General features: G+C 59.4%; 18 protein-coding genes. 4 read left to right on the forward strand and 14 right to left on the reverse strand.

The features are described 5' to 3' along the window. Window positions 1-5: 5 nt before the first annotated feature. Window positions 6-1,226 carry a beta-ketoacyl-ACP synthase I gene (gene fabB / locus BFN10_RS10110; protein WP_016974674.1) on the forward strand — a complete coding sequence of 407 codons (1,221 nt, stop codon included), beginning with the start codon at window positions 6-8 and terminating at the stop codon, window positions 1,224-1,226. Window positions 1,227-1,399: 173 nt separating this feature from the next. Here the strand turns inward: fabB and BFN10_RS10115 are convergent, their stop codons facing one another. Next, the gene (locus BFN10_RS10115; RefSeq protein ID WP_071489574.1) at window positions 1,400-2,422 is read right to left on the reverse strand and encodes an amidohydrolase family protein; all 1,023 of its coding nucleotides are present in this window, start codon (window positions 2,420-2,422) and stop codon (window positions 1,400-1,402) included. 139 nt (window positions 2,423-2,561) lie between these two features. On the opposite strand from BFN10_RS10115, the gene BFN10_RS10120 reads away from it, so the two are divergent. Further along, window positions 2,562-2,978 (forward strand): OsmC family protein, encoded by a 417-nt coding sequence (locus tag BFN10_RS10120; RefSeq protein WP_071489575.1) that lies wholly within the window; start codon window positions 2,562-2,564, stop codon window positions 2,976-2,978. Between the two features lie 64 nt (window positions 2,979-3,042). Next, window positions 3,043-3,909, forward strand: coding sequence for a pirin family protein (locus BFN10_RS10125; RefSeq protein ID WP_071489576.1), 867 nt, complete (start codon window positions 3,043-3,045; stop codon window positions 3,907-3,909). 97 nt (window positions 3,910-4,006) lie between these two features. Here BFN10_RS10125 and BFN10_RS10130 read toward each other — a convergent pair whose 3' ends face one another. The 4 genes from BFN10_RS10130 to BFN10_RS10145 form a co-directional block, all read right to left on the reverse strand. Further along, complete coding sequence (locus BFN10_RS10130) at window positions 4,007-4,735, reverse strand: dienelactone hydrolase family protein (protein WP_071489577.1); 729 nt, start codon at window positions 4,733-4,735, stop codon at window positions 4,007-4,009. A 66-nt stretch (window positions 4,736-4,801) separates the two neighbouring features. Further along, window positions 4,802-6,706, reverse strand: a complete 1,905-nt coding sequence (gene htpG, locus BFN10_RS10135) for a molecular chaperone HtpG (RefSeq protein ID WP_071489587.1) — start codon at window positions 6,704-6,706, stop codon at window positions 4,802-4,804. 89 nt (window positions 6,707-6,795) lie between these two features. Next, window positions 6,796-7,248 carry a PaaI family thioesterase gene (locus BFN10_RS10140; RefSeq protein WP_071489578.1) on the reverse strand — a complete coding sequence of 151 codons (453 nt, stop codon included), beginning with the start codon at window positions 7,246-7,248 and terminating at the stop codon, window positions 6,796-6,798. Further along, window positions 7,245-7,721 carry a PaaI family thioesterase gene (locus tag BFN10_RS10145; protein ID WP_071489579.1) on the reverse strand — a complete coding sequence of 159 codons (477 nt, stop codon included), beginning with the start codon at window positions 7,719-7,721 and terminating at the stop codon, window positions 7,245-7,247. The genes BFN10_RS10140 and BFN10_RS10145 overlap by 4 nt, the downstream gene beginning before the upstream one ends. Before the next feature lie 156 nt (window positions 7,722-7,877). On the opposite strand from BFN10_RS10145, the gene BFN10_RS10150 reads away from it, so the two are divergent. Then, window positions 7,878-8,120: a hypothetical protein gene (locus tag BFN10_RS10150; protein ID WP_058427885.1), complete on the forward strand. Its 243-nt coding sequence runs from the start codon at window positions 7,878-7,880 to the stop codon at window positions 8,118-8,120. A gap of 90 nt (window positions 8,121-8,210) precedes the next feature. On the opposite strand, the gene BFN10_RS10155 is transcribed toward BFN10_RS10150, so the two are convergent. The 9 genes from BFN10_RS10155 to sdhA form a co-directional block, all read right to left on the reverse strand. Continuing rightward, the gene (locus BFN10_RS10155) at window positions 8,211-8,948 is read right to left on the reverse strand and encodes a DUF599 domain-containing protein (RefSeq protein ID WP_071489580.1); all 738 of its coding nucleotides are present in this window, start codon (window positions 8,946-8,948) and stop codon (window positions 8,211-8,213) included. A gap of 141 nt (window positions 8,949-9,089) precedes the next feature. Then, the gene (brnQ, locus tag BFN10_RS10160) at window positions 9,090-10,403 is read right to left on the reverse strand and encodes a branched-chain amino acid transport system II carrier protein (RefSeq protein ID WP_071489581.1); all 1,314 of its coding nucleotides are present in this window, start codon (window positions 10,401-10,403) and stop codon (window positions 9,090-9,092) included. A gap of 417 nt (window positions 10,404-10,820) precedes the next feature. Next, window positions 10,821-11,702 carry a succinate--CoA ligase subunit alpha gene (sucD, locus tag BFN10_RS10165; RefSeq protein ID WP_003172813.1) on the reverse strand — a complete coding sequence of 294 codons (882 nt, stop codon included), beginning with the start codon at window positions 11,700-11,702 and terminating at the stop codon, window positions 10,821-10,823. Continuing rightward, a complete protein-coding gene (sucC, locus tag BFN10_RS10170) occupies window positions 11,702-12,868 on the reverse strand; it encodes an ADP-forming succinate--CoA ligase subunit beta (protein WP_003190011.1) in 1,167 nt (388 codons plus the stop codon). The genes sucD and sucC overlap by 1 nt, the downstream gene beginning before the upstream one ends. A gap of 204 nt (window positions 12,869-13,072) precedes the next feature. Continuing rightward, a complete protein-coding gene (gene lpdA, locus BFN10_RS10175; protein ID WP_071489582.1) occupies window positions 13,073-14,509 on the reverse strand; it encodes a dihydrolipoyl dehydrogenase in 1,437 nt (478 codons plus the stop codon). 99 nt (window positions 14,510-14,608) lie between these two features. Further along, entirely contained in the window at window positions 14,609-15,829 is a 1,221-nt protein-coding gene (gene odhB, locus BFN10_RS10180; RefSeq protein WP_071489583.1) for a 2-oxoglutarate dehydrogenase complex dihydrolipoyllysine-residue succinyltransferase, read from the reverse strand. A gap of 44 nt (window positions 15,830-15,873) precedes the next feature. Then, the gene (locus BFN10_RS10185) at window positions 15,874-18,705 is read right to left on the reverse strand and encodes a 2-oxoglutarate dehydrogenase E1 component (RefSeq protein ID WP_071489584.1); all 2,832 of its coding nucleotides are present in this window, start codon (window positions 18,703-18,705) and stop codon (window positions 15,874-15,876) included. Between the two features lie 262 nt (window positions 18,706-18,967). Next, window positions 18,968-19,672 carry a succinate dehydrogenase iron-sulfur subunit gene (locus BFN10_RS10190; protein ID WP_003172807.1) on the reverse strand — a complete coding sequence of 235 codons (705 nt, stop codon included), beginning with the start codon at window positions 19,670-19,672 and terminating at the stop codon, window positions 18,968-18,970. A gap of 11 nt (window positions 19,673-19,683) precedes the next feature. Continuing rightward, window positions 19,684-21,456, reverse strand: a complete 1,773-nt coding sequence (sdhA, locus tag BFN10_RS10195) for a succinate dehydrogenase flavoprotein subunit (RefSeq protein ID WP_071489585.1) — start codon at window positions 21,454-21,456, stop codon at window positions 19,684-19,686.

Here is a 21,456-nt window from a genome sequence, read left to right on the forward strand (position 1 = left end):
TCCGCATGCGCCGCGTCGTTATCACTGGTCTGGGCATTGTTTCTTGCCTGGGCAATGACAAAGAGACCGTCACCGCTAACCTGCGTGCAAGTCGCCCTGGCATCCGCTTCAACCCGGAATATGCCGAAATGGGTCTGCGTAGCCAGGTTTCCGGCTCCATCGACCTGCCCCTCGAAGAACTGATCGATCGCAAGATCTATCGCTTCGTCGGCCACGCTGCCGCCTACGCCTACCTGGCGATGAAAGACGCGATCGCCGACTCCGGCCTGAGCGACGACCAGGTATCGAACGTACGCACCGGCCTGATCGCCGGCTCCGGCGGCGCATCGACCCTCAACCAGATGGAAGCGCTGGACATCCTGCGCGAAAAAGGCGTGAAGCGCGTTGGCCCGTACCGTGTCACACGGACAATGGGCAGCACCGTTTCGGCCTGTCTGGCCACGCCGTTCCAGATCAAGGGCGTGAACTACTCGATCTCCTCCGCGTGCGCCACCAGCGCTCACTGCATCGGGACTGCCGTTGAGCAGATCCAGCTGGGCAAGCAGGACATCGTGTTCGCCGGCGGCGGTGAAGAAGAACATTGGAGCCAGTCGTTCCTGTTCGACGCCATGGGTGCACTGTCCACCCAGTACAACGAAACCCCGGAAAAGGCCTCCCGCGCCTACGACGCCAAGCGTGACGGTTTTGTCATTGCCGGCGGTGGCGGCATGGTGGTGGTCGAGGAGCTGGAGCACGCCCTGGCCCGTGGCGCCAAGATCTACGCGGAAATCGTCGGCTACGGCGCGACCTCCGACGGCTACGACATGGTTGCCCCAAGCGGTGAAGGCGCCATCCGCTGCATGCAGATGGCCATGTCCACCGTGGACACCCCAATCGACTACCTGAACACCCACGGCACCTCGACTCCGGTCGGCGATGCCAAGGAAATGGAAGGCGTGCGTGCGGTATTCGGCGACAAGGCCCCGGCCATCAGCTCTACCAAGAGCCTGTCCGGTCACTCCCTGGGCGCCGCCGGCGTTCACGAAGCGATCTACTGCCTACTGATGATGGAAGGCAACTTCATGGCCGGCTCAGCCAACATCGACGAGATTGATCCGGTTGTGGCGGATATGCCAATCCTAACCAAGACTGTCGAGAATGCAAAAATCGATACCGTGATGAGCAACAGCTTCGGCTTCGGTGGCACCAACGCCACCCTGGTGCTGAAACGCTGGCAGGGTCAGTAAGACCTGTAGCTTGATTGCATGAAAAAGCCCCGACTGGTTCGGGGCTTTTTGCTTTCAGAGCTATAGGTTTCAAGCTATAGCCGCAAGGGAAGAGCACTCGAACCACTTGCAGCTTGTCGCTCAAGGCTTGCAACTGCCTGTGCCCTATACCGACGCAAGAGCAAAAGGCGATATCAATCAGCGGCGCCATCGCGAGTCGACTCAGGCAGGATCGCCAGGAAGTTATCGCGGGCCACTTTGCGGGCGACCCCTTCGGAGAGTGCATCGAGGAACGGGTCGAAGCTGCGCATTTGCTTACCCAACTTGTTGAAGCGCCCTACGACGTCCGAGCCGAGCATAAAGCGCTCGGGAAAGCGCTCCACCAGTTTTACCCACTCGGGGCGAGGCTGGCCTGCATCATCCAGCAAGTAGGGCGTGAGCACGCTCCAGGACAGATCGATGTAAAGGTTGGGGTACGCCTCCAGCATGCGGCTCAAGGTGGGCAGCAAAAAGTCCATCTGTACCTGGTGACGATGGATCTCCTTGCTGGTGCCAGCATGGGCCCAGATAAAACGGGTGTGCGGGTGGTTGCGCAGGGGTTCTTCGACCTCAGCCAGGTACAGCGGGTTGCGCTCGCGCTTGGAGGTGATGTTGGAGTGCAGCATCACCGGCAAGTCATTTTCCGCCGCCAGGTGATAGATGCGGGTCATGGCTTCGTTATTGGCCCGTGGTGTGTCGCCAGCAGTGATGGCCGTGAGGTCGTCATGTCGGGTAAAAACCTCGCCGATGCCCTGCCACAGCCCTGGATTGAGATCGAGCATACGCTGGATATGGGCGGCCGAGTTCTTGTCGTTGGGGTTGAAGCCGGACAGGAACGGATGAAAGTGCTGGCGCTGCCCAGGGGTCAGTTTGTTGACCGCTGCGGCCACGATCACATCGGTGGCGCTGTACCAATAGGCATCCGCGTCGTCGCCGGCGTAGTAGCGCGGTCGCTTGGGTTCGTCCTCGTGCCATTTCTTCGCAACGGGAATACCAGAAATCATCACGTGATCGATGCGATTGTCGGCCATCGCCTTGAGCAGCTTGTCCATGCCCGCCGTTTCCTGGAAGAAGTCCACGTAATGCAGGTGCGCATCGCTATAGGCATAGTCGCGGGCCTGCGCGGCCAGGCTGCCGGCGGCGAACAACAGGGCAAGAGTCAGGCGAGTCCAGGGCACGGTAACACCTCGATAGGGGCTGATACGGGTAGACCCTGAACGCCTTGCCGGGGTTCATCCGGCAAAAACAAGGAACACCGAAGTGCCAGCATGCTCTATAACTGCATGACCTTCATCCTGCCACCCTGTGAGGTTTGCCATGCCAGTTACCGTAAACACCCTGAACCAGGACAACTTTCGCCATAGCCTCAACATCGACAACCACGAGTTGTTCACCGACCTGCCCAAAAGGCTGGGCGGTGACGATTCGGCGCCCTCCCCCCATGACTACTTCGACGCTGCCCTGGCCTCGTGCAAAGCCCTGACCGTGAAGCTCTACGCCCAGAAAAAAGACATCCCGCTCACCGGCGTGACCGTGGAAGTCAGCCACGACGCCACCGAAGAACAAAAGGGCAAATACAGACTCAACGTCAAGCTCACGCTCAAGGGCGTACTCACTGACGAACAACGCGATGAGCTGCATCGCGTAGCGGATCGCTGCCCGGTGCACAAGCTGATGACTACCGCCGAGATCAGCATCGACACCAAGCTGTCGGAAGGCGCCTTCAGCCAATAGCGGCAACCTCCCGTCGAGCGGGTTATGCTCAGCAGCATCCAACCCGCTCAGACTGGGACGCACCATGACCACCCTCACCGTGATCCGCCCTCGCCCCGAAGATGTCGAAGGGCAACCGATCCTGCGCCCGCTGCCGTCGCGCGAATGCCGCAGCGTCGGGCCTTTTGTGTTTTTCGACCATATGCTGCTGACCCGCTATGCACCGGGCGATGGCATGAATATCCGCCAACACCCGCATATCGGGCTGTCCACCCTCACCTATCTGTTCGAAGGCGCGTTGCAGCACAAGGACAGCCTGGGCTCGGACCAGGTGGTGCAGGCCGGCGACGTCAGCTGGATGACCGCCGGCAGTGCCATCGCTCATGTCGAACGCACACCCGAAGCCCTCAGGGCCGAGGGTTTCAGCCTGCACGGGCTGCAAGTGTGGCTGGCCTCGCCCAAAGACCACGAGACCGGGCCGGGACATTACAGCCATCACCCGGCGGCGAGTCTGCCGGTGAGTGAGAACCTGGGCGTGCAGATACGCCTGATCGCAGGGGATGGGTTCTGTCTCAAGTCACCGGTGCCGGTGCTGTCGCCCACCTTGTATGCGGAGGTGCGGATGCAGACGGCTACGACCCTGCTGGTGCCTGAAGAGCATGAAGAACGTGCGGTGTATGTATTGGAGGGTGAAGCTCAGTTGGACGGCGTGGCGCTGGAAGTGCACAGCCTGGTGGTATTGCCCGCGGGGCAGGAGATGACACTGTTTGCCGAGAGCGATTGCCACCTTGTGGTGTTTGGTGGCGCGCCGCTGGATGGGCCACGGCGGATCAATTGGAATTTTGTCGCGAGTGATCCGGCGGTGATTGAACAGGCCAGGCAGCGCTGGGCAGCCGGGGATTGGCCGACGGTGCCGGGTGAGTCTGAAAGAATTGAGTTGCCATTGAGATAGCCATCGGGGGCAAGCCCCCTCCCACATTTGATCAGTGATTGCATCCAAGTGTGGGAGGGGGCTTGCCCCCGATTAGGCCCGGACAGGCGCTGAAAAATCAGGCCTTGAACACTTCATCCAGCAAGTTATGCATCGACTGGAACGCCCGTTTGGCGGTCTTGGCGTCGTACATCATCTTGCCCGGCACATTGGCATGGGGGTCGGTGAAGGAATGCACCGCGCCGCCGTAGCTCAGCAGTTGCCAATCCACGCCGGCTGCGTTCATTTCATCTTCGAACGCCGGCAGTTGTTCCTTCGGCACCAGCGGGTCGCAAGCGCCGTGCAGCACCAGCACTGAGCCCTTGATGTTCTTTGCGTCCGCCGGGTTTGGCGTGTCGAGGGTGCCGTGGAACGAGATGGCTGCCTTGACCGGCGCACCGGTACGCGCCAGCTCCAGGGAGCAGCAACCACCGAAGCAGAAACCAAAGGTCGCCAGTTTCGACGTATCGACAACGGCCTCGGTCTGTCCCTGCAACTGCTCGAAGGCCGCCTGCATACGCTTGTTCAACAACGCACGGTCGTTCTTCAGCGGCATCATCGCTGCGCCGGCCTCATCGCCATTCGACGGGCGTACGGTCTGCCCGTACAGGTCGGCGATCAGTACCACGTAGCCCTTGCCGGCCACACTTTTGGCGATCTCTTCGGCACCCGCACTCACCCCCATCCAGTTCGGCGCCATCAACAGCCCCGGCAGCGGGCCTTTATGATTGGCGTCGAACGCCAGGCGGCTTTCGTAGGACTGGCCATCAATCTGATAGACCACGGAACGTACAGTGACTTGGCTCATCATTTACTCCAGTTGAGGTGCGTTAGAACGAAAAAACCCGCCGAAGCGGGTTTTTCTACATCAGGGTCAAACCGACAGTTCAACCAACAGCTTGTTCAGGCGGCGCACATAGGCAGCCGGGTCTTTCAGGCTGTCACCAGCGGCCAGGGCCGCCTGGTCGAAGAGGATGTGCGACAGGTCGCCAAAACGCTCTTCGCTCGGCTCACCGTCGAGTTTCTCGATCAGCGGGTGAGCCGGGTTGAATTCGAAGATCGGCTTGGAGTCCGGAACCTTCTGCCCGCTGGCTTCGAGGATCTGGCGCATTTGCATGCCCAGGTCCTGCTCGCCGATGGCCAGGATCGCCGGGGAATCGGTCAGGCGGTGCGACACGCGCACTTCGCTGACAGCATCGCCCAAGGATGCCTTGATGCGCTCGACCAGGCCCTCGTTGGACTTGGCGACTTCTTCGGCTTCTTTCTTCTCTTCCTCGGAGTCCAGATTACCCAGGTCCAGGTCACCACGGGCCACGTCGACAAAGGGCTTGCCGTCGAACTCGTTGAGGTAGCTCATCAGCCACTCATCGATACGGTCGGTCAGCAGCAGCACTTCGATGCCTTTCTTGCGGAAGACTTCCAGGTGCGGGCTGTTCTTGACCTGGGCGTAGGTTTCGCCAGTGAGGTAGTAGATCTTGTCCTGACCTTCCTTGGCGCGCGCCAGGTACTCGGCCAGGGACACAACCTGCTCGCCGTCGTCGTCCTGGGTGGAAGCAAAACGCAGCAGGCCGGCGATTTTTTCCTTGTTGGCAAAGTCTTCCGCCGGGCCTTCTTTCATGACTTGGCCGAAGTTTTTCCAGAAGCCCTTGTATTGCTCAGGCTCGTTCTTCGCCAGTTTTTCCAGCATGTCGAGCACGCGCTTGGTCAGCGCCGACTTCATCGAGTCGATGATCGGGTCTTTCTGCAGGATTTCCCGCGACACGTTCAGCGACAGGTCGTTGGAATCGACCACACCCTTGATGAAGCGCAGGTACAGCGGCAGGAACGATTCCGCCTGGTCCATCACGAACACGCGCTGTACGTAGAGTTTCAGGCCTCTTGGCGCTTCACGCTGGTACAGGTCGAACGGAGCACGGGCCGGCACGTACAGCAGCGAGTTGTATTCCAGCTTGCCTTCGACCTTGTTGTGGCTCCAGCTCAGCGGGTTTTCGTAGTCGTGACCGATGTGCTTGTAGAACTCCTGGTATTCCTCGTCCTTGATCTCGGTACGCGGACGGGTCCACAGCGCGCTGGCACGGTTGACCACTTCCCATTCCTGGGCAGGGACCTCTTCGCCTTCAGCAGCCGCTTGTTCTTTCGGCAGTTCGATCGGCAGGGCGATGTGGTCGGAGTACTTCTTGACGATATTGCGCAGGCGCCAGCCATCGGCGAATTCGTTTTCACCGGACTTCAGGTGCAGCACGATACGGGTGCCGCGGTCAGCCTTGTCGACGGTGGCGATTTCGAACTCGCCCTCGCCTTTGGAGGACCAGTGCACGCCTTCGCTGGCGTCGAGGCCGGCACGGCGGCTGAATACTTCAACCTTGTCGGCAACGATGAAGGCCGAGTAGAAGCCCACGCCGAATTGGCCGATCAGGTGCGAATCTTTCTTCTGGTCGCCCGAGAGGTTCTTCATGAAATCGGCGGTGCCAGATTTGGCGATGGTGCCCAGGTGGGCCACCGCATCGTCACGGCTCATGCCGATACCGTTGTCTTCGATCGTGACGGTCTTGGCGTCCTTGTCGAAGCTCACACGAATTTTCAGTTCGGCGCCACCTTCCAGCAACTCAGGCTTGGACAGGGCTTCGAAACGTAATTTGTCGACAGCGTCAGAGGCGTTCGAGATCAATTCGCGAAGGAAGATTTCCTTGTTGGAATACAGCGAATGGATCATGAGGTGCAGCAGTTGCTTCACCTCGGTCTGGAAGCCCAGGGTTTCCTTTTGAGTTTCCACACTCATGGTCATCAAACTCCAATTGGATGGCAATGGCCGCGCCCTAGAGGGTTGGCGGCGGGTTGTCATCAAAGTTGGGGGCTAAGAGCAGGATTTCAAGGGCGACCTGGTTCCTCGATCTTGAAATGCGCGCGAGCCGTGGCAATGGGCTCGGCCGCGGTGCTCTGCCAGGCGGTGATCGCCACATTCGCCACCCGTCGGCCCTGGCGCCATACCTGGCATTTGGCGTAAGTGTCGCGAAATTGGCCGGCGCGCAGGTAATCCAGGGAAAAATCGATGATTTTCGGAATGCCCGGCGCGCCCGTGAACACCAGCAGGTGCAAGGCCGCCGACAGCTCCATGAAGCCCGCGATCACCCCGCCGTGCAGCGCCGGCAATATGGGGTTACCAATATTGTCCTTGTTGGCCGGCAGGCGAAACAGCAGCTCATCCCCCAGCCGGGTGCATTCGATGCCGATCAGCCTGGCGTAGGGGATCAGGTTGAGCAGCGCGGCGTAATCGCCGCGCCCGTGGGCCTGCTCCAGGCGGGTCTTGAATCGGTGCGTCATGCCTGCTCCCCCTTGATCGTGCTGCCCAGTCCTTGCGTGCCCTTGAGGCGCTTGCCCATGCGCATGAATGTACCAACCACATGGGCGATGGGTTGCTGCGGGTCATCCTGGTAGGCGAAGCCACGGGTGAAGATCACGTCGGTGGTCACCCTGTAGCATTGGGCGAAGCCGTACACCGGTTTGTGTGGGGTAGCGGGATGCATGTAGTCGACGCGCAGGTCGAGGGTCGGACAAACCTCGAACTCCGGCAATACGCACAGGGTGGCCATGCCGCAGGCGGTGTCCATCAGGGAGGTCAGCGCGCCACCGTGAATCACCCCGGATTGGGGATCGCCGACCAGATGGGGCGCATACGGCATGATCAGCGTGATGCCCTCCTCGCTGGCCTGATGAGCGGTAATGCCCAGCACCTGACAGTGGCGCAAGGCCGATACAAAGCGCTTCGCACGCTCTAACAGGGGATTTTCGCTCATTCGTTCCAGACTCTTATTAGTGTTGATCCGCAGAATGGGCGGCAGGGCAAAAGTTCCTGTTAGTCAGCGATTTATATATCTACCGAATAAAAGGAACTAATGCCGAACCGCCATGCTCGAAAGGCCAGTAGATATCTTCAATAAGGAGAAACACCCATGCGCAAGACTTTAGCTATTTCCATGATGCTGGCCGCTGCCCTCGGTCTGGCTGCCTGCGACAAGAAATCCGAAGACAAAGCCCAAGACGCTGCAGCCCATTCTGAGCAAGCTCAGAAAGATATGGCCAAGGCTCAGGATAAAGTGAACGACGCTGCGAAAGAAAACGCCGAAGCTGCCAAAGCTCAGGCTGAATCGAACCAAGCCGCCGCAAAAGAAGCAGCACCTGCTACCGGTTCTTGAGACCGCGGTTTGTAACAGCTTCGCTGTAAAAAGGAAGCCCGCTTAGATAGCGGGCTTTACTTTGCCTGGTGTTTTTACTTGAAGGGTTGATCAAACTGCTTCTTTAACCGGTTCCGACGGCGGTGTATCCGTCTGGGTAAACACCATCACTTGCAGCACGTCGGAATGAAACTCCCGCCGATACAGCACCAACACCACCCCGGCGCTCATCAACATGAATAGCCAGGGGCTGACAAACCACGCCAGCATGGTCATGCCGAAGTAATAAGAGCGCAGGCCAAAGTTGAACTGGTTGGCCGCCATGGAGATGACTCGCGCCGCACGCAGAGCAAATGCCTTGCGCTCCTGCTCCGACACATCCCGCTCGCCGATCATCGGCGCCGAGCCGACCAGCACCGCCGCGAAGTTGTACTGACGCATGCACCAACTGAACGTAAAGAACGCATAGACGAACACCAGCGCCAGGCACAGCAGCTTGATCTCCGACATGCCTTGGGATGCTTGTTGCACCATCGGTATGTCCGCCAGCAACGACACCGCCCGCTCTGAAGCACCCAACACCGTGAGAATGCCGGCGAGGATGATCAACGTGCTGGAGGCGAAGAACGAAGCGTTGCGCTCCAGGTTGCCGATCACACTGGCGTCGGCGATGCGGTTGTCGCGCAGCAGCATACGGCGCATCCAGTCTTCGCGGTACAGGTGCAGCACGCTGGCGAGGCAGGCCGTGTCGCGGGCCTTCCAAATGGCGTACCGGGTATAGCCACCCCAGCAAAGGGCGAACCATAGGGCGGCAAGCAGGTGGATCTGATTGGTTTCGATGAACGACATGCGGGTCCTTTGCAGAATGAGGGCTGAAAAGTATTTGCGTCAGTTCGACGTTAGCGCACATAAAAAGACACTGCCGTTCACCCATAAAAAATGCCCCGTATCGATTGATACGGGGCATTTCAGTACAGCGAGAAACGTGGGTTATGCGATAGCTTCGCTGCGCTTGCCGAGCATGCGATCGACCGCGAACGCCACGACCAGTGTCATCACTGACGGCACCAGCCACGCCAGGCCCTGCTCGCTCAATGGCAGGTTGGCCAATTGCGAAGGCATCCAGCCCGCCAGGCCAGCGCCCTTGAGCGCATCGATGCAGCCAAAGATGAACGACACCAGCATTACAGGGCCAACGATACGGCCCTGCTCCTGCCAGAAGTCTTTGCAGAAACTCAGCGCCACCAGCACGATGCACGGCGGATAGATCGCGGTCAGCACCGGGATCGAGAAGGCAATCAGCTTGGTCAGGCCCAGGTTCGAGACGAACAACGAGAACAGCGCCAGGATCACCACCAGGGTCTTGTAGGACAGCGGCAGGATCTTGCTGAAGTACTCGGCGCAGGCACAGGTCAGGCCTACCGCGGTCACCAGGCACGCCAGGGAGATCAGCACGGCCAGGAAGCCACTGCCCAGGGAGCCGAAGGTGTGTTGCACATAGGCGTGCAGCACCGCAGCACCGTTCGTGGCACCGGCAGCCACTGCATGGCTGCCCGAACCCAGGCGGAACAGGCTGAAGTACACCAGGGCCAGGCCCACGCCGGCAATCAAGCCCGCAATGATGGCGTAACGGGTGATCAACTTGGGCGACTCGACGCCACGGGAGCGGATGGCATTGACGATCACGATGCCAAACACCAGGGCACCCAGGGTATCCATGGTCAGGTAACCCTGGATAAAGCCTTGGGAAAACGGTGCGGCGACATATTCCGGGGTAGCGACGCCCACATCACCGGCCGGCAAGGCAAACGCGGCGATGCCGAGAATGGCCAGGGCGATGATTTTCAGCGGCGCCAGGAAACGCCCCACGGTGTCCAGCAGCCGACCTGGGTACAGGGAGACAAAGAACACCACGAGGAAGTACACCGAGCTATAGAGGAACAGCGCCAGCGGGCTTTCACCGGTCAGCGGCGCCAGGCCCACTTCGAAGGACACGGTCGCGGTACGCGGGGTGGCGAACAGCGGCCCTACCGCCAGATACGCCGCCGCCGCGAGCAGGCCACCGGCGATCTTGCCGATCGGGCTGCTCAACGCGTCCATGCCACCACCGACCTTGGCCAGGGCGATCACGGTGACCACCGGCAAGCCGACTGCGGTGATCAGGAAGCCCAGCGCTGCCATCCAGACGTGAGGCCCCGACTGCAGTCCAACGATAGGCGGGAAGATGATGTTGCCGGCGCCCACGAACAGGGCAAAGGTCATAAAGCCCAACGCCAGGATGTCCTGGCTTTTCAACACTTTCATTTCGGGAAATACCACACTACTGAATCGGAATTTAGAGAGGGATTCCCTGTGGATGAGGGAAATGCTGCCAGCCCTTATGGCGGCCGACCGGTCTAGCGCGAGGCTTCCTTTTGGGATGCGCACGCATAAAGAGGCGGCTAGGTTACAGAAATTGGCTGACGAACGCACTGTTGCGGGGCGGACTGTCCGATAAGCGACATCTGCATGTCGCATTTTCATACCTAATTTGGCAATACAGGCAAATGTGGGAGGGGGCTTGCCCCCGATGGCGGCGTGTCAGTCACTGTATTTATTGACGGACCCACTGCAATCGGGGGCAAGCCCCCTCCCACATTTTGATCTTTATTAAACCCCGGAAAGCACAAAGGCCACCCGAAGGTGACCTTTGTGTGGTGAAGCGTCAGCTAAGCGCGAGGCTTACTTGACAGCCCAACCGGTCAGCTCGGCCAGGGCCTTGCCGATGTCTGCCAGCGAACGCACGGTTTTAACGCCCGCGTCTTGCAGCGCAGCGAATTTCTCGTCTGCAGTGCCTTTGCCGCCAGAGATGATTGCGCCAGCATGGCCCATGCGCTTGCCCGCAGGGGCAGTCACACCAGCGATGTAGGAAACAACCGGCTTGGTCACGTGTGCCTTGATGTAGGCAGCCGCTTCTTCTTCAGCCGAACCGCCGATCTCACCGATCATCACGATCGCTTCGGTCTTCGGGTCTTCCTGGAACAGCTTCAGGATGTCGATGAAGTTGGAGCCCGGGATCGGGTCACCGCCGATGCCGACGCAAGTCGACTGACCGAAACCGGCGTCAGTGGTCTGCTTCACAGCTTCGTAGGTCAGGGTGCCGGAACGGGAAACGATACCGACCTTGCCTGGCAAGTGAATGTGACCAGGCATGATGCCGATCTTGCATTCGCCTGGAGTGATCACGCCTGGGCAGTTAGGGCCGATCAGGACTACGCCCAGCTCGTCGCACTTAACTTTAGCGTCCAGCATGTCCAGGGTAGGAATGCCTTCGGTGATGCAGACGATCAGCTTGATGCCGCCGAATGCCGCTTCCAGGATGGAGTCCTTGCAGAAAGGAGCTGGAACGTAGATCACGCTGGCGGTGGCGCCAGTGGCCGCTACAGCGTCTTTCACGGTGTTGAACACTGGCAGGCCCAGGTGCTCGGTGCCGCCTTTGCCCGGAGTTACGCCGCCAACCATCTTGGTGCCATATTCGATGGCTTGCTGGGTGTGGAAACTACCTTGCGAACCGGTAATACCCTGGCAGATAACTTTGGTGTCTTTATTGATCAGGACGCTCATTATTTGCCCTCCGCAGCTTTGACAACTTGTTGAGCAGCGTCGGTCAGGCTGGTAGCCGCGATGATGTTCAAACCGCTTTCTGCCAGTACTTTAGCGCCCAGTTCAGCGTTGTTACCTTCAAGGCGAACAACAACCGGGATTTTAACGCCGACTTCTTTCACTGCACCGATGATGCCTTCGGCAATCATGTCGCAACGAACGATGCCGCCGAAGATGTTGACCAGTACTGCTGCGACGTTGGAGTCGGACAGGATGATCTTGAAGGCTTCGGTCACGCGTTCTTTGGTAGCACCACCGCCCACGTCGAGGAAGTTGGCTGGTTTGCCGCCATGCAGGTTGACGATGTCCATGGTACCCATGGCCAGGCCAGCACCGTTGACCATGCAGCCGATGTTGCCTTCCAGCGCTACGTAGTTCAGTTCGAACTTGGCAGCGTGCGCTTCGCGCGGATCGTCTTGCGACGGATCGTGGAAAGTCTTCAGCTTAGGCTGACGGTACATGGCGTTGGCGTCGATGTTGATCTTGGCGTCCAGGCAGTGCAGATCGCCGTCAGCCTTGATCACCAGCGGGTTCACTTCCAGCAGGGCCAGATCGTGATCCTGGAACAGTTTGGCCAGACCAACGAAGATCTTGGCGAACTGGGCAACTTGCTTGCCTTCCAGGCCCAGCTGGAAAGCCAGCTCGCGACCCTGGAATGGCTGAGCGCCAACCAGTGGGTCGATGGTGGCTTTCAGAATTTTTTCTGGGGTTTCGTGAGCGATCTTCTCGATGTCCACGCCACCTTCGGTGGAAGCCATGAACACGATGCGACGGCTCGAACGGTCAACGACAGCGCCCAGGTACAGCTCTTTAGCGATATCAGTGCACGATTCAACCAGGATCTTGGTGACTGGCTGGCCATTGGCATCAGTCTGGTAAGTCACCAGACGCTTGCCCAGCCACTGCTGTGCGAAGGCCTTGGCGTCTTCTTTGCTGCGAACCAGCTTAACGCCGCCCGCTTTACCGCGACCACCGGCGTGGACCTGGGCTTTGACAACCCACTCGCTGCCGCCGATTTTGTCGCAAGCTTCTGCTGCTGCTTCCGGGGTGTCTACTGCGTAGCCCTTGGAAACTGGCAGGCCGTATTCAGCGAACAGCTGCTTACCCTGATACTCGTGAAGATTCATGCTTTTTACCGTCTTCGTTAGGTACTGCGCATTCGGCGCTGCGCTCATTATGAGTGCCGCGCCACCTGTGACTGCTGCTCGCGCAACTTGCGGGGCTCAAGGCCCGTAAAGCTGCGCAAGGCTGCGTCCAGCGGATATTCCGCGGTGAGTCTTGCGCGCAAGGCTCACGACGGGCAACTCCGCCGTGGTTTCTTATTATCTCGCTTAGCGCTTCTTGCGGTTGGCGATGTGGATGGCGCCGCCATTCACTGCCAACGCTGCTTCGTGCAACGCTTCGGACAGGGTCGGATGGGAGAAGACCATCATGCCCAGGTCCTCGGCACTGGTGCCGAATTCCATACCGATCGCGCCTTGCTGAACCAGTTCTGCAGCGCTCGGGCCAATCACGTGGACGCCCAATACGCGGTCAGTCTTGGCATCAGCGATGACTTTGACAAAACCACCGGTGTCGTTGGCTGCCATGGCACGGCCAGAAGCGGCAAACGGGAAGGTGCCGACGTTAACTTCAACGCCTTCAGCTTTCAACTGCTGTTCGTTCTTGCCGACCCATGCAATTTCCGGGTGGGTGTAGATAACAGATGGGATCAGGTCGTAGTTCATCTGGGTTTTGTGACCCTTGATGCGCTCGACAACCATGATGCCTTCTTCGGAAGCCTTGTGCGCCAGCATCATGCCGCGAACCACGTCGCCGATGGCGTAGACGCCCGGCACGGTGGTCGCGCAGTGATCGTCAACGTGGATGAAACCACGCTCGTCGATGTTCACGCCACTGTCGGCAGCCAGCAGGTCGGTGGTCACTGGACGGCGACCCACGGCTACGATCAGCTTGTCGAAAGTGATGGTTTTTTCGCCATCCTTGTCGGTGTAGTTGACGACAACTTCTTCGCCGTTGACTTTCGAGCCGGTGACGCGAGCGCCCAGCTTGATGTCCAGACCTTGCTTGGTCAGGGTTTTCAGCGCTTCCTTGGAAACGGCGGTGTCGGCAGCCAGCAGGAACGTGTCCAGGGCTTCCAGCACGGTCACTTCAGCACCGAGGCGGGACCACACCGAACCCAGCTCCAGACCGATCACGCCGGCGCCGATCACGCCCAGGCGCTTAGGCACAGCCTGGAATTCCAGGGCGCCGGTCGAATCAACGATCACGTTGTTGTCGACTGGAGCAGGCGGAATGTCGATTGGACGCGAACCTGGAGCCAGGATCACGTTTTCGGCTTCGATGATTTCGGTCGAGCCGTCTGGCTTGGTGATTTCAACTTTCTTGCCAGCCAGCAGCTTGCCGTGGCCTTGCAGGGAAGTGACGCCGTTGGCCTTGAACAAGGTGGCAACGCCGGAAGTCAGGCCCTTGACGATGTTGGCTTTACGACCGACCATCGCCGGTACGTCCATGGTCACGCCAGCATGGTTGATGCCGTGGATCGCGAAGCCATCCTGGGCTTCGTGGAATTTCCAGGAGCTGTCCAGCAGCGCCTTGGAAGGAATGCAACCGACGTTCAGGCAAGTACCGCCCAGCGCCAGTTTGCCTTCCTTGTCGGTGTATTTTTCGATGCAAGCAGTCGAGAGGCCCAGTTGTGCGGCCTTGATCGCGGCAACGTAGCCGCCAGGACCTGCACCAATCACTACGACGTCAAATTTCTGTGTCATGAAAATAGATCCTCTATTTGCGACAAGCTTTTAGCCGCAAGCTGCAAGCCAAGCTGCTTTTTCGTACAGCTTGTAGCTCGCAACTTGCAGCTGCTTCAATCAGATATCCAGCAACAGACGAGCCGGGTCTTCCAGCAGGTTCTTGATGGTCACCAGGAAAGTCACGGCTTCTTTACCATCGATCAGGCGGTGATCGTACGACAGCGCCAGGTACATCATCGGGCGGATCACGACTTGGCCGTTGATGGCCATCGGACGCTGGATGATGTTGTGCATGCCCAGGATCGCGGCTTGCGGCGGGTTGACGATCGGGGTCGACATCATCGAACCGAAGGTACCACCGTTGGTGATGGTGAAGGTACCGCCGGTCATCTCGTCGATGGTCAGCTTGCCGTCACGGGCTTTCTTGCCGAAGGTGGCGATGCCGCCTTCGATTTCAGCCAGGCTCATCAGTTCGGCGTTACGCAGTACCGGAACCACCAGGCCACGGTCGCTGGACACGGCAACGCCGATGTCTGCGTAGCCATGGTAAACGATGTCGTTGCCGTCGATGGAAGCGTTGACTGCCGGGAAGCGTTTCAGCGCTTCGGTGGCCGCTTTCACGAAGAACGACATGAAGCCCAGGCGCACGCCGTTGTGGGACTTCTCGAACAGATCCTTGTACTTCGAGCGCAGCGCCATGACTTCGGTCATGTCGACTTCGTTGAAGGTGGTCAGCATCGCCATGTTCGACTGGGCTTCAACCAGACGCTTGGCCACGGTGGCACGTACGCGGGTCATCGGTACGCGCTTCTCGGTGCGGTCGCCGGCAGCGAACACAGGCGCAGCGGCAGCCGGGGCAGCAGCCTTGGCAGGTGCGGCAGCCGGAGCGTTTTTCTTGGCTTCAACAGCCGCAACCACGTCTTCCTTGGTCACACGGCCGTCTTTGCCGGTGCCTTTGACGGAAGCCAGGTTGATGCCGTTCTCTTCAGCCAGCTGACGAGCAGCCGGTGCAGCGATCGGGTCTTCAGCGCCAGCAGCCGGAGCGGCAGCAGGCGCAGCGGCGGCGGCCGGTGCAGCAGCAGGCGCAGCGGCAGCAGCACTGCCCTCTTCGATCGAGCCCAGCACCTGGTTCGACAGAACGGTAGCGCCTTCTTCGGCAACGATTGCGCCCAGCACGCCGTCAGCTTCGGCCAACACTTCCAGCACGACTTTGTCAGTCTCGATGTCGACGATCAGGTCGTCACGCTTTACAGCGTCGCCTGGTTTCTTGTGCCAGGTGGCAACGGTGCCATCGGCAACCGATTCCGGGAATGACGGGGCTTTGATTTCGATAGCCATTATCTGTGGGTCCTTAAAATTCGGTTTCAGTCAGCGCGAAGGCGTTAAACAGTGAAAGCATCTTGCAGCAGTTTTTCCTGCTGCTCGGCGTGCATCGACGCATAACCACACGCAGGTGCAGCGGAAGCATCACGACCGGCATATTCCAGGCCCAGGGCCTTGTTGTGGTTGCCGATGCTGCGACGCAGGTGATGCTGGCTGCTGTACCAAGCGCCCTGGTTCATCGGTTCTTCCTGGCACCACACTACGTTAGTGAGGTTGGTGTAAGGCGCGATGGCCTCCATCAGGTCGTCTTCCGGGAACGGGTAAAGCTGCTCGATACGCACGATGGCGATGTCTTCGCGGCCTTCGGCACGACGTTTTTCCAGCAGGTCGTAGTAGACCTTGCCGCTGCACAGGACCAGGCGAGTCACCTTGGCCGCATCCAGCGCGTCGATTTCTGGAATAACGGTCTGGAACGAACCATCCGCCAGATCTTCCAGGGTCGAGATGGCCAATTTATGACGCAGCAGCGACTTCGGTGTCAGCACTACCAGCGGCTTGCGCAGCGGGCGGATCACCTGGCGACGCAGCAAGTGGTAGATCTGGGCCGGGGTTGTCGGCACGCACACCTGGATGTTGTGCTCGGCGCACAGCTGCAGGTAACGCTCCAGACGGGCCGAGGAATGCTCAGGACCCTGGCCTTCATAACCATGTGGCAACAGCATGGTCAGACCGCACAGGCGACCCCACTTGTGCTCGCCGCTGGTGATGAACTGGTCGATAACCACTTGGGCACCGTTGGCGAAGTCACCGAACTGGGCTTCCCAGATCACCAGCGCGTTCGGCGTGGTGGTCGAGTAACCGTATTCGAACGCCAGCACGGCTTCTTCGGACAGGAACGAGTCGTACAGGTCGAAACGTGGCTGGCCTTCGTACAGGTGCTTCAACGGAACGTAGGTACTGGCGTCTTTCTGGTTGTGCAGGACCGCGTGACGGTGCGAGAACGTACCACGGCCGATGTCCTGGCCGGTCATGCGGATCGGGTGACCTTCGAACGCCAGGGTCGCGTACGCCATGGTTTCGGCGTAACCCCAGTTGATCGGCAGGCCGCCGGCTTGCATCTTCTGACGGTCTTCGTAGATCTTCGCAACCTGGCGCTGCACCACGAAGCCTTCCGGGATTTCCAGCAGCTTGGCGGACAGTTCCTGCAAGGTCTTCAGGTCGAACGAGGTGTCGTGACGCGCCGTCCAGGCGTGGCCCAGGTATGGGCGCCAGTCGACGAACAGCTCTTTGTTCGGCTCTTTGACCAGGCTCTTCACTACATGCAGACCGTTGTCCAGCGCGTTGCGGTATTCGTCGACTTTCGCCTGAACACGCGCATCGTCAACCACACCGGCCTTGATCAGGCTCTCGGCATACAGCTCACGGGTAGTGCGCTGCTTGGTGATCTGCTGGTACATCAGCGGCTGGGTGCCGCTTGGTTCGTCGGCTTCGTTGTGACCGCGACGGCGGTAACAAACCAGGTCGATCACCACGTCACGCTTGAACTGCATGCGGTAGTCGACAGCCAGTTGGGTCACGAACAGCACGGCTTCCGGATCATCCCCATTCACATGGAGGATCGGCGCCTGAATCATCTTGGCAACATCGGTCGCGTACTCGGTGGAGCGCGCATCCAGCGGGTTGCTGATGGTGAAGCCAACCTGGTTGTTGATGACGATGTGAACGGTACCGCCGGTCTTGAAGCCGCGGGTCTGCGACATCTGGAAGGTTTCCAGGACCACGCCTTGACCGGCGAATGCCGCGTCACCGTGGATGGAAATCGGCAGGACCTTTTCACCCGTGGTGTCGTTGCGACGATCCTGGCGGGCACGCACCGACCCCTCGACCACTGGAGAAACGATTTCCAGGTGGGATGGGTTGAAGGCCATGGCCAGGTGAACTTCACCGCCGGTGGTCATCACGTTGGACGAGAAGCCTTGGTGGTATTTAACGTCACCGGAGCCCAGCTCGACCTTCTTCTTGCCTTCGAACTCGTCGAACAGCTCGCGCGGGTTCTTGCCGAAGGTGTTGACCAACACGTTCAGGCGACCACGGTGGGCCATGCCGATCACGATTTCCTTGGTGCCGTAGGAACCGGAACGCTGGATCAGCTCGTCGAGCATCGGGATCAGGCTTTCGCCGCCCTCCAGGCCGAAACGCTTGGTGCCCGGGTATTTGGTACCCAGGTATTTTTCCAGGCCTTCGGCAGCGGTGACGCGCTCGAGCAGGTGGCTGCGTACATCGGCGGACAGCACCGGACGGCCACGCACACCTTCCAGGCGATGCTGGAACCAGTGACGTTGCTCGGAATCGGTGATGTGCGTGAACTCAGCGCCGATGGTGCGGCAATATGTCTGCTGCAACGCTTCGTGAATTTCGCGTAGGCTCGCTTCCTCTTTGCCGATGAACAGGTCGCCGGCACGGAAGGTCGTATCAAGATCGGCATTGGTCAAGCCGTAATGATTGATCGACAGGTCTGCAGGTGCAGGACGCTGCCAGAGCCCCAGCGGGTCAAGCTGGGCCGCCTGGTGGCCGCGCATCCGGTAGGCCTGGATCAGTCGCAATACTTCAACTTGCTTCTTCTCGTGCTCACTGCTCACGCTGCCGGCGGAAACCGGTTGGGCGCGGCGCTGGTTCTTTGCCAGCAGCACAAACTGATCGCGAATTGTTGCGTGCGATACATCGGTGGCAGCGTTGCCGTCTGAAGACAACGTCTGAAATTTGGTGCGCCATTCTTCTGGCACAGCGTTAGGGTCGTGCAGGTAGAGCTCATAAAGCTCTTCCACATAGGCAGCGTTACCACCTGAAAGATAGCCGCTGTTCCACATGCGCTGCATCACGCTTTCTTGCATGCTTGGTCACCCTCGATTTGGGGACACCACCGGCGAAAACACCGAGTTTGCTTGCAAAAGGCCAAGTGCAGCGACCAAAACAAGCCACTTAGGATCACGCTGATAGTTCGGGTACCAACCCGAATGCCCCTGCTTGTCTCATTTCTTCAAAATAAGAGCCGCGGCTTTGTAAGTCGCTGCTCAAGTTAAAACTACGGCGCCGGTTGAAGCCTGCGCCGTAGCATTTACGGGCACAACGGTCCTGCTTTTACTACAACGTCAGTTACACGCCGCTCTGCAGCAGCATGTTACGGATGTGACCAATGGCCTTAGTCGGGTTCAGGCCTTTGGGACATACGTTGACGCAGTTCATGATCCCGCGGCAGCGGAATACGCTGAACGGGTCATCCAGCGAAGCCAGACGCTCGGACGTCTTGGTGTCACGGCTGTCTGCCAGGAAGCGGTACGCTTGCAGCAGTGCAGCTGGGCCCAGGAACTTGTCCGGGTTCCACCAGAAGGACGGGCACGACGTCGAGCAGCAAGCGCACAGGATGCACTCGTACAGACCGTCGAGCTTCTCGCGCTCTTCCGGGGACTGCAGACGCTCGATGGCCGGAGCCGGCGTGTCGTTCTGCAGGAACGGCTTAACTTTCTCGTATTGCTTGTAGAAGATGCTCATATCGACGACCAGGTCACGGATAACCGGCAAACCTGGCAGAGGACGAACGATCAGCTTGTTGCCTTTGACCACGGCGGACAGCGGCGTGATGCACGCCAGGCCGTTTTTGCCGTTGATGTTCATGCCGTCGGAACCGCATACACCTTCACGGCAAGAGCGACGATAAGAGAAACCTTCGTCCTGCTCTTTGATCAGTGCCAGTACATCCAGCACCATCAGGTCTTTACCACCGGTATCGACCTGGAATTCCTGCATGAACGGCGCAGCGTCCTGATCAGGGTTGTAGCGATAAACACTGACTTTCAACATGGCAGCCACCCTTAGTAAGTCCGAATCTTCGGTTCAAACGTCGGAACCGTCTTCGGCGAGAAGTTCACGGCACGCTTGGTTACGCGCTTGTCACCCGGGAAGTACAGGGTATGGCACAACCAGTTTTCGTCGTCGCGATCTTCAAAGTCTTCACGGGCGTGGGCACCACGGGATTCCTTGCGAACCTCGGCAGCGATGGCAGTCGCTTCGGCCACTTCCAGCAGGTTCTGCAGTTCAAGGGCTTCGATACGAGCAGTGTTGAACGCCTGGCTCTTATCGTTGATCTTGACGTTGGCGATGCGCTTGCGCAGATCGGCCAGCTGGGCAATACCCTTCTGCATGTATTCGCCGGTACGGAATACACCGAAGTAGTTCTGCATGCAGTTTTGCAGCTCGCGACGCAGGGTTGCCACGTCTTCGCCATCGGTACGCTCGTTCAGAGCGTTCAGACGGGCCAGGGCAGCCTCGATGTTGGCGTCGGTCGCGTCATCGTATTCGATGCCGTCGGTCAGCGCTTTTTCCAGGTGCAGGCCGGCAGCACGGCCGAAGACCACCAGGTCGAGCAGCGAGTTGCCACCCAGGCGGTTGGCACCGTGAACCGATACGCACGCCACTTCGCCTACGGCGAACAGACCGTGGATGATCTCGTCCTCGCCTTCGGCATTCTGGGTGATCGCCTGGCCATGGATGTTGGTCGGCACGCCGCCCATCATATAGTGGCAAGTCGGGACAACCGGAACCGGAGCAACCACCGGGTCAACGTGAGCAAAGGTCTTGGACAGCTCGCAGATACCTGGCAGGCGGCTGTGCAGTACTTCTTCGCCCAGGTGATCGAGTTTCAGCAGTACGTGGTCGCCATTCGGGCCACAGCCGTTGCCGGCGATGATCTCTTTAACCATCGAACGGGCCACAACGTCACGACCAGCAAGGTCTTTCGCGTTCGGCGCATAACGCTCCATGAAACGCTCGCCGTGCTTGTTGATCAGGTAGCCACCTTCACCACGGCAACCTTCAGTCACCAGTACGCCGGCGCCGGCGATACCGGTCGGGTGGAACTGCCACATTTCGATGTCTTGTACCGGCACGCCCGCACGCAGTGCCATGCCGACGCCATCACCGGTGTTGATCAGGGCATTGGTGGTGGACGCGTAGATACGACCTGCACCGCCGGTCGCCAGCACGGTAGCCTTGGCGCGGATGTAGGTGGTTTCACCGGTTTCGATGCAGATCGCGATCACACCGACGAACTCGCCTTGTGCGTTCTTGACCAGATCAACGGCATAGTACTCGTTCAGGAACGTGGTACCGGCTTTCAGGTTGCCCTGGTAAAGGGTGTGCAGCAGCGCGTGACCGGTACGGTCGGACGCGGCGCAGGTACGGGCAGCCTGCCCGCCTTTGCCGTAATCCTTCGACTGGCCGCCGAACGGACGCTGGTAGATACGCCCTTGCTCGGTACGGGAGAACGGCAGACCCATGTGGTCCAGCTCGAACACTGCAGCCGGGCCTTCCTGACACATGTATTCGATCGCGTCCTGGTCACCGATGTAGTCGGAACCCTTGACGGTATCGTACATGTGCCAGCGCCAGTCATCGTTCGGGTCGGCGGAGGCGATGGCGCAGGTGATGCCACCCTGGGCCGATACAGTGTGGGAACGGGTCGGGAACACCTTGGTGATCACGGCAGTCTTGTGACCGCCCTGGGCCAGCTGCAGCGCAGCGCGCATGCCAGCGCCGCCGCCACCAATAATGATGGCGTCGAATGAAATAGTTGGAATGTTAGCCAT

This window comes from Pseudomonas extremorientalis (assembly GCF_001870465.1).
Classification (GTDB): Bacteria; Pseudomonadota; Gammaproteobacteria; order Pseudomonadales; family Pseudomonadaceae; genus Aquipseudomonas; species Aquipseudomonas extremorientalis.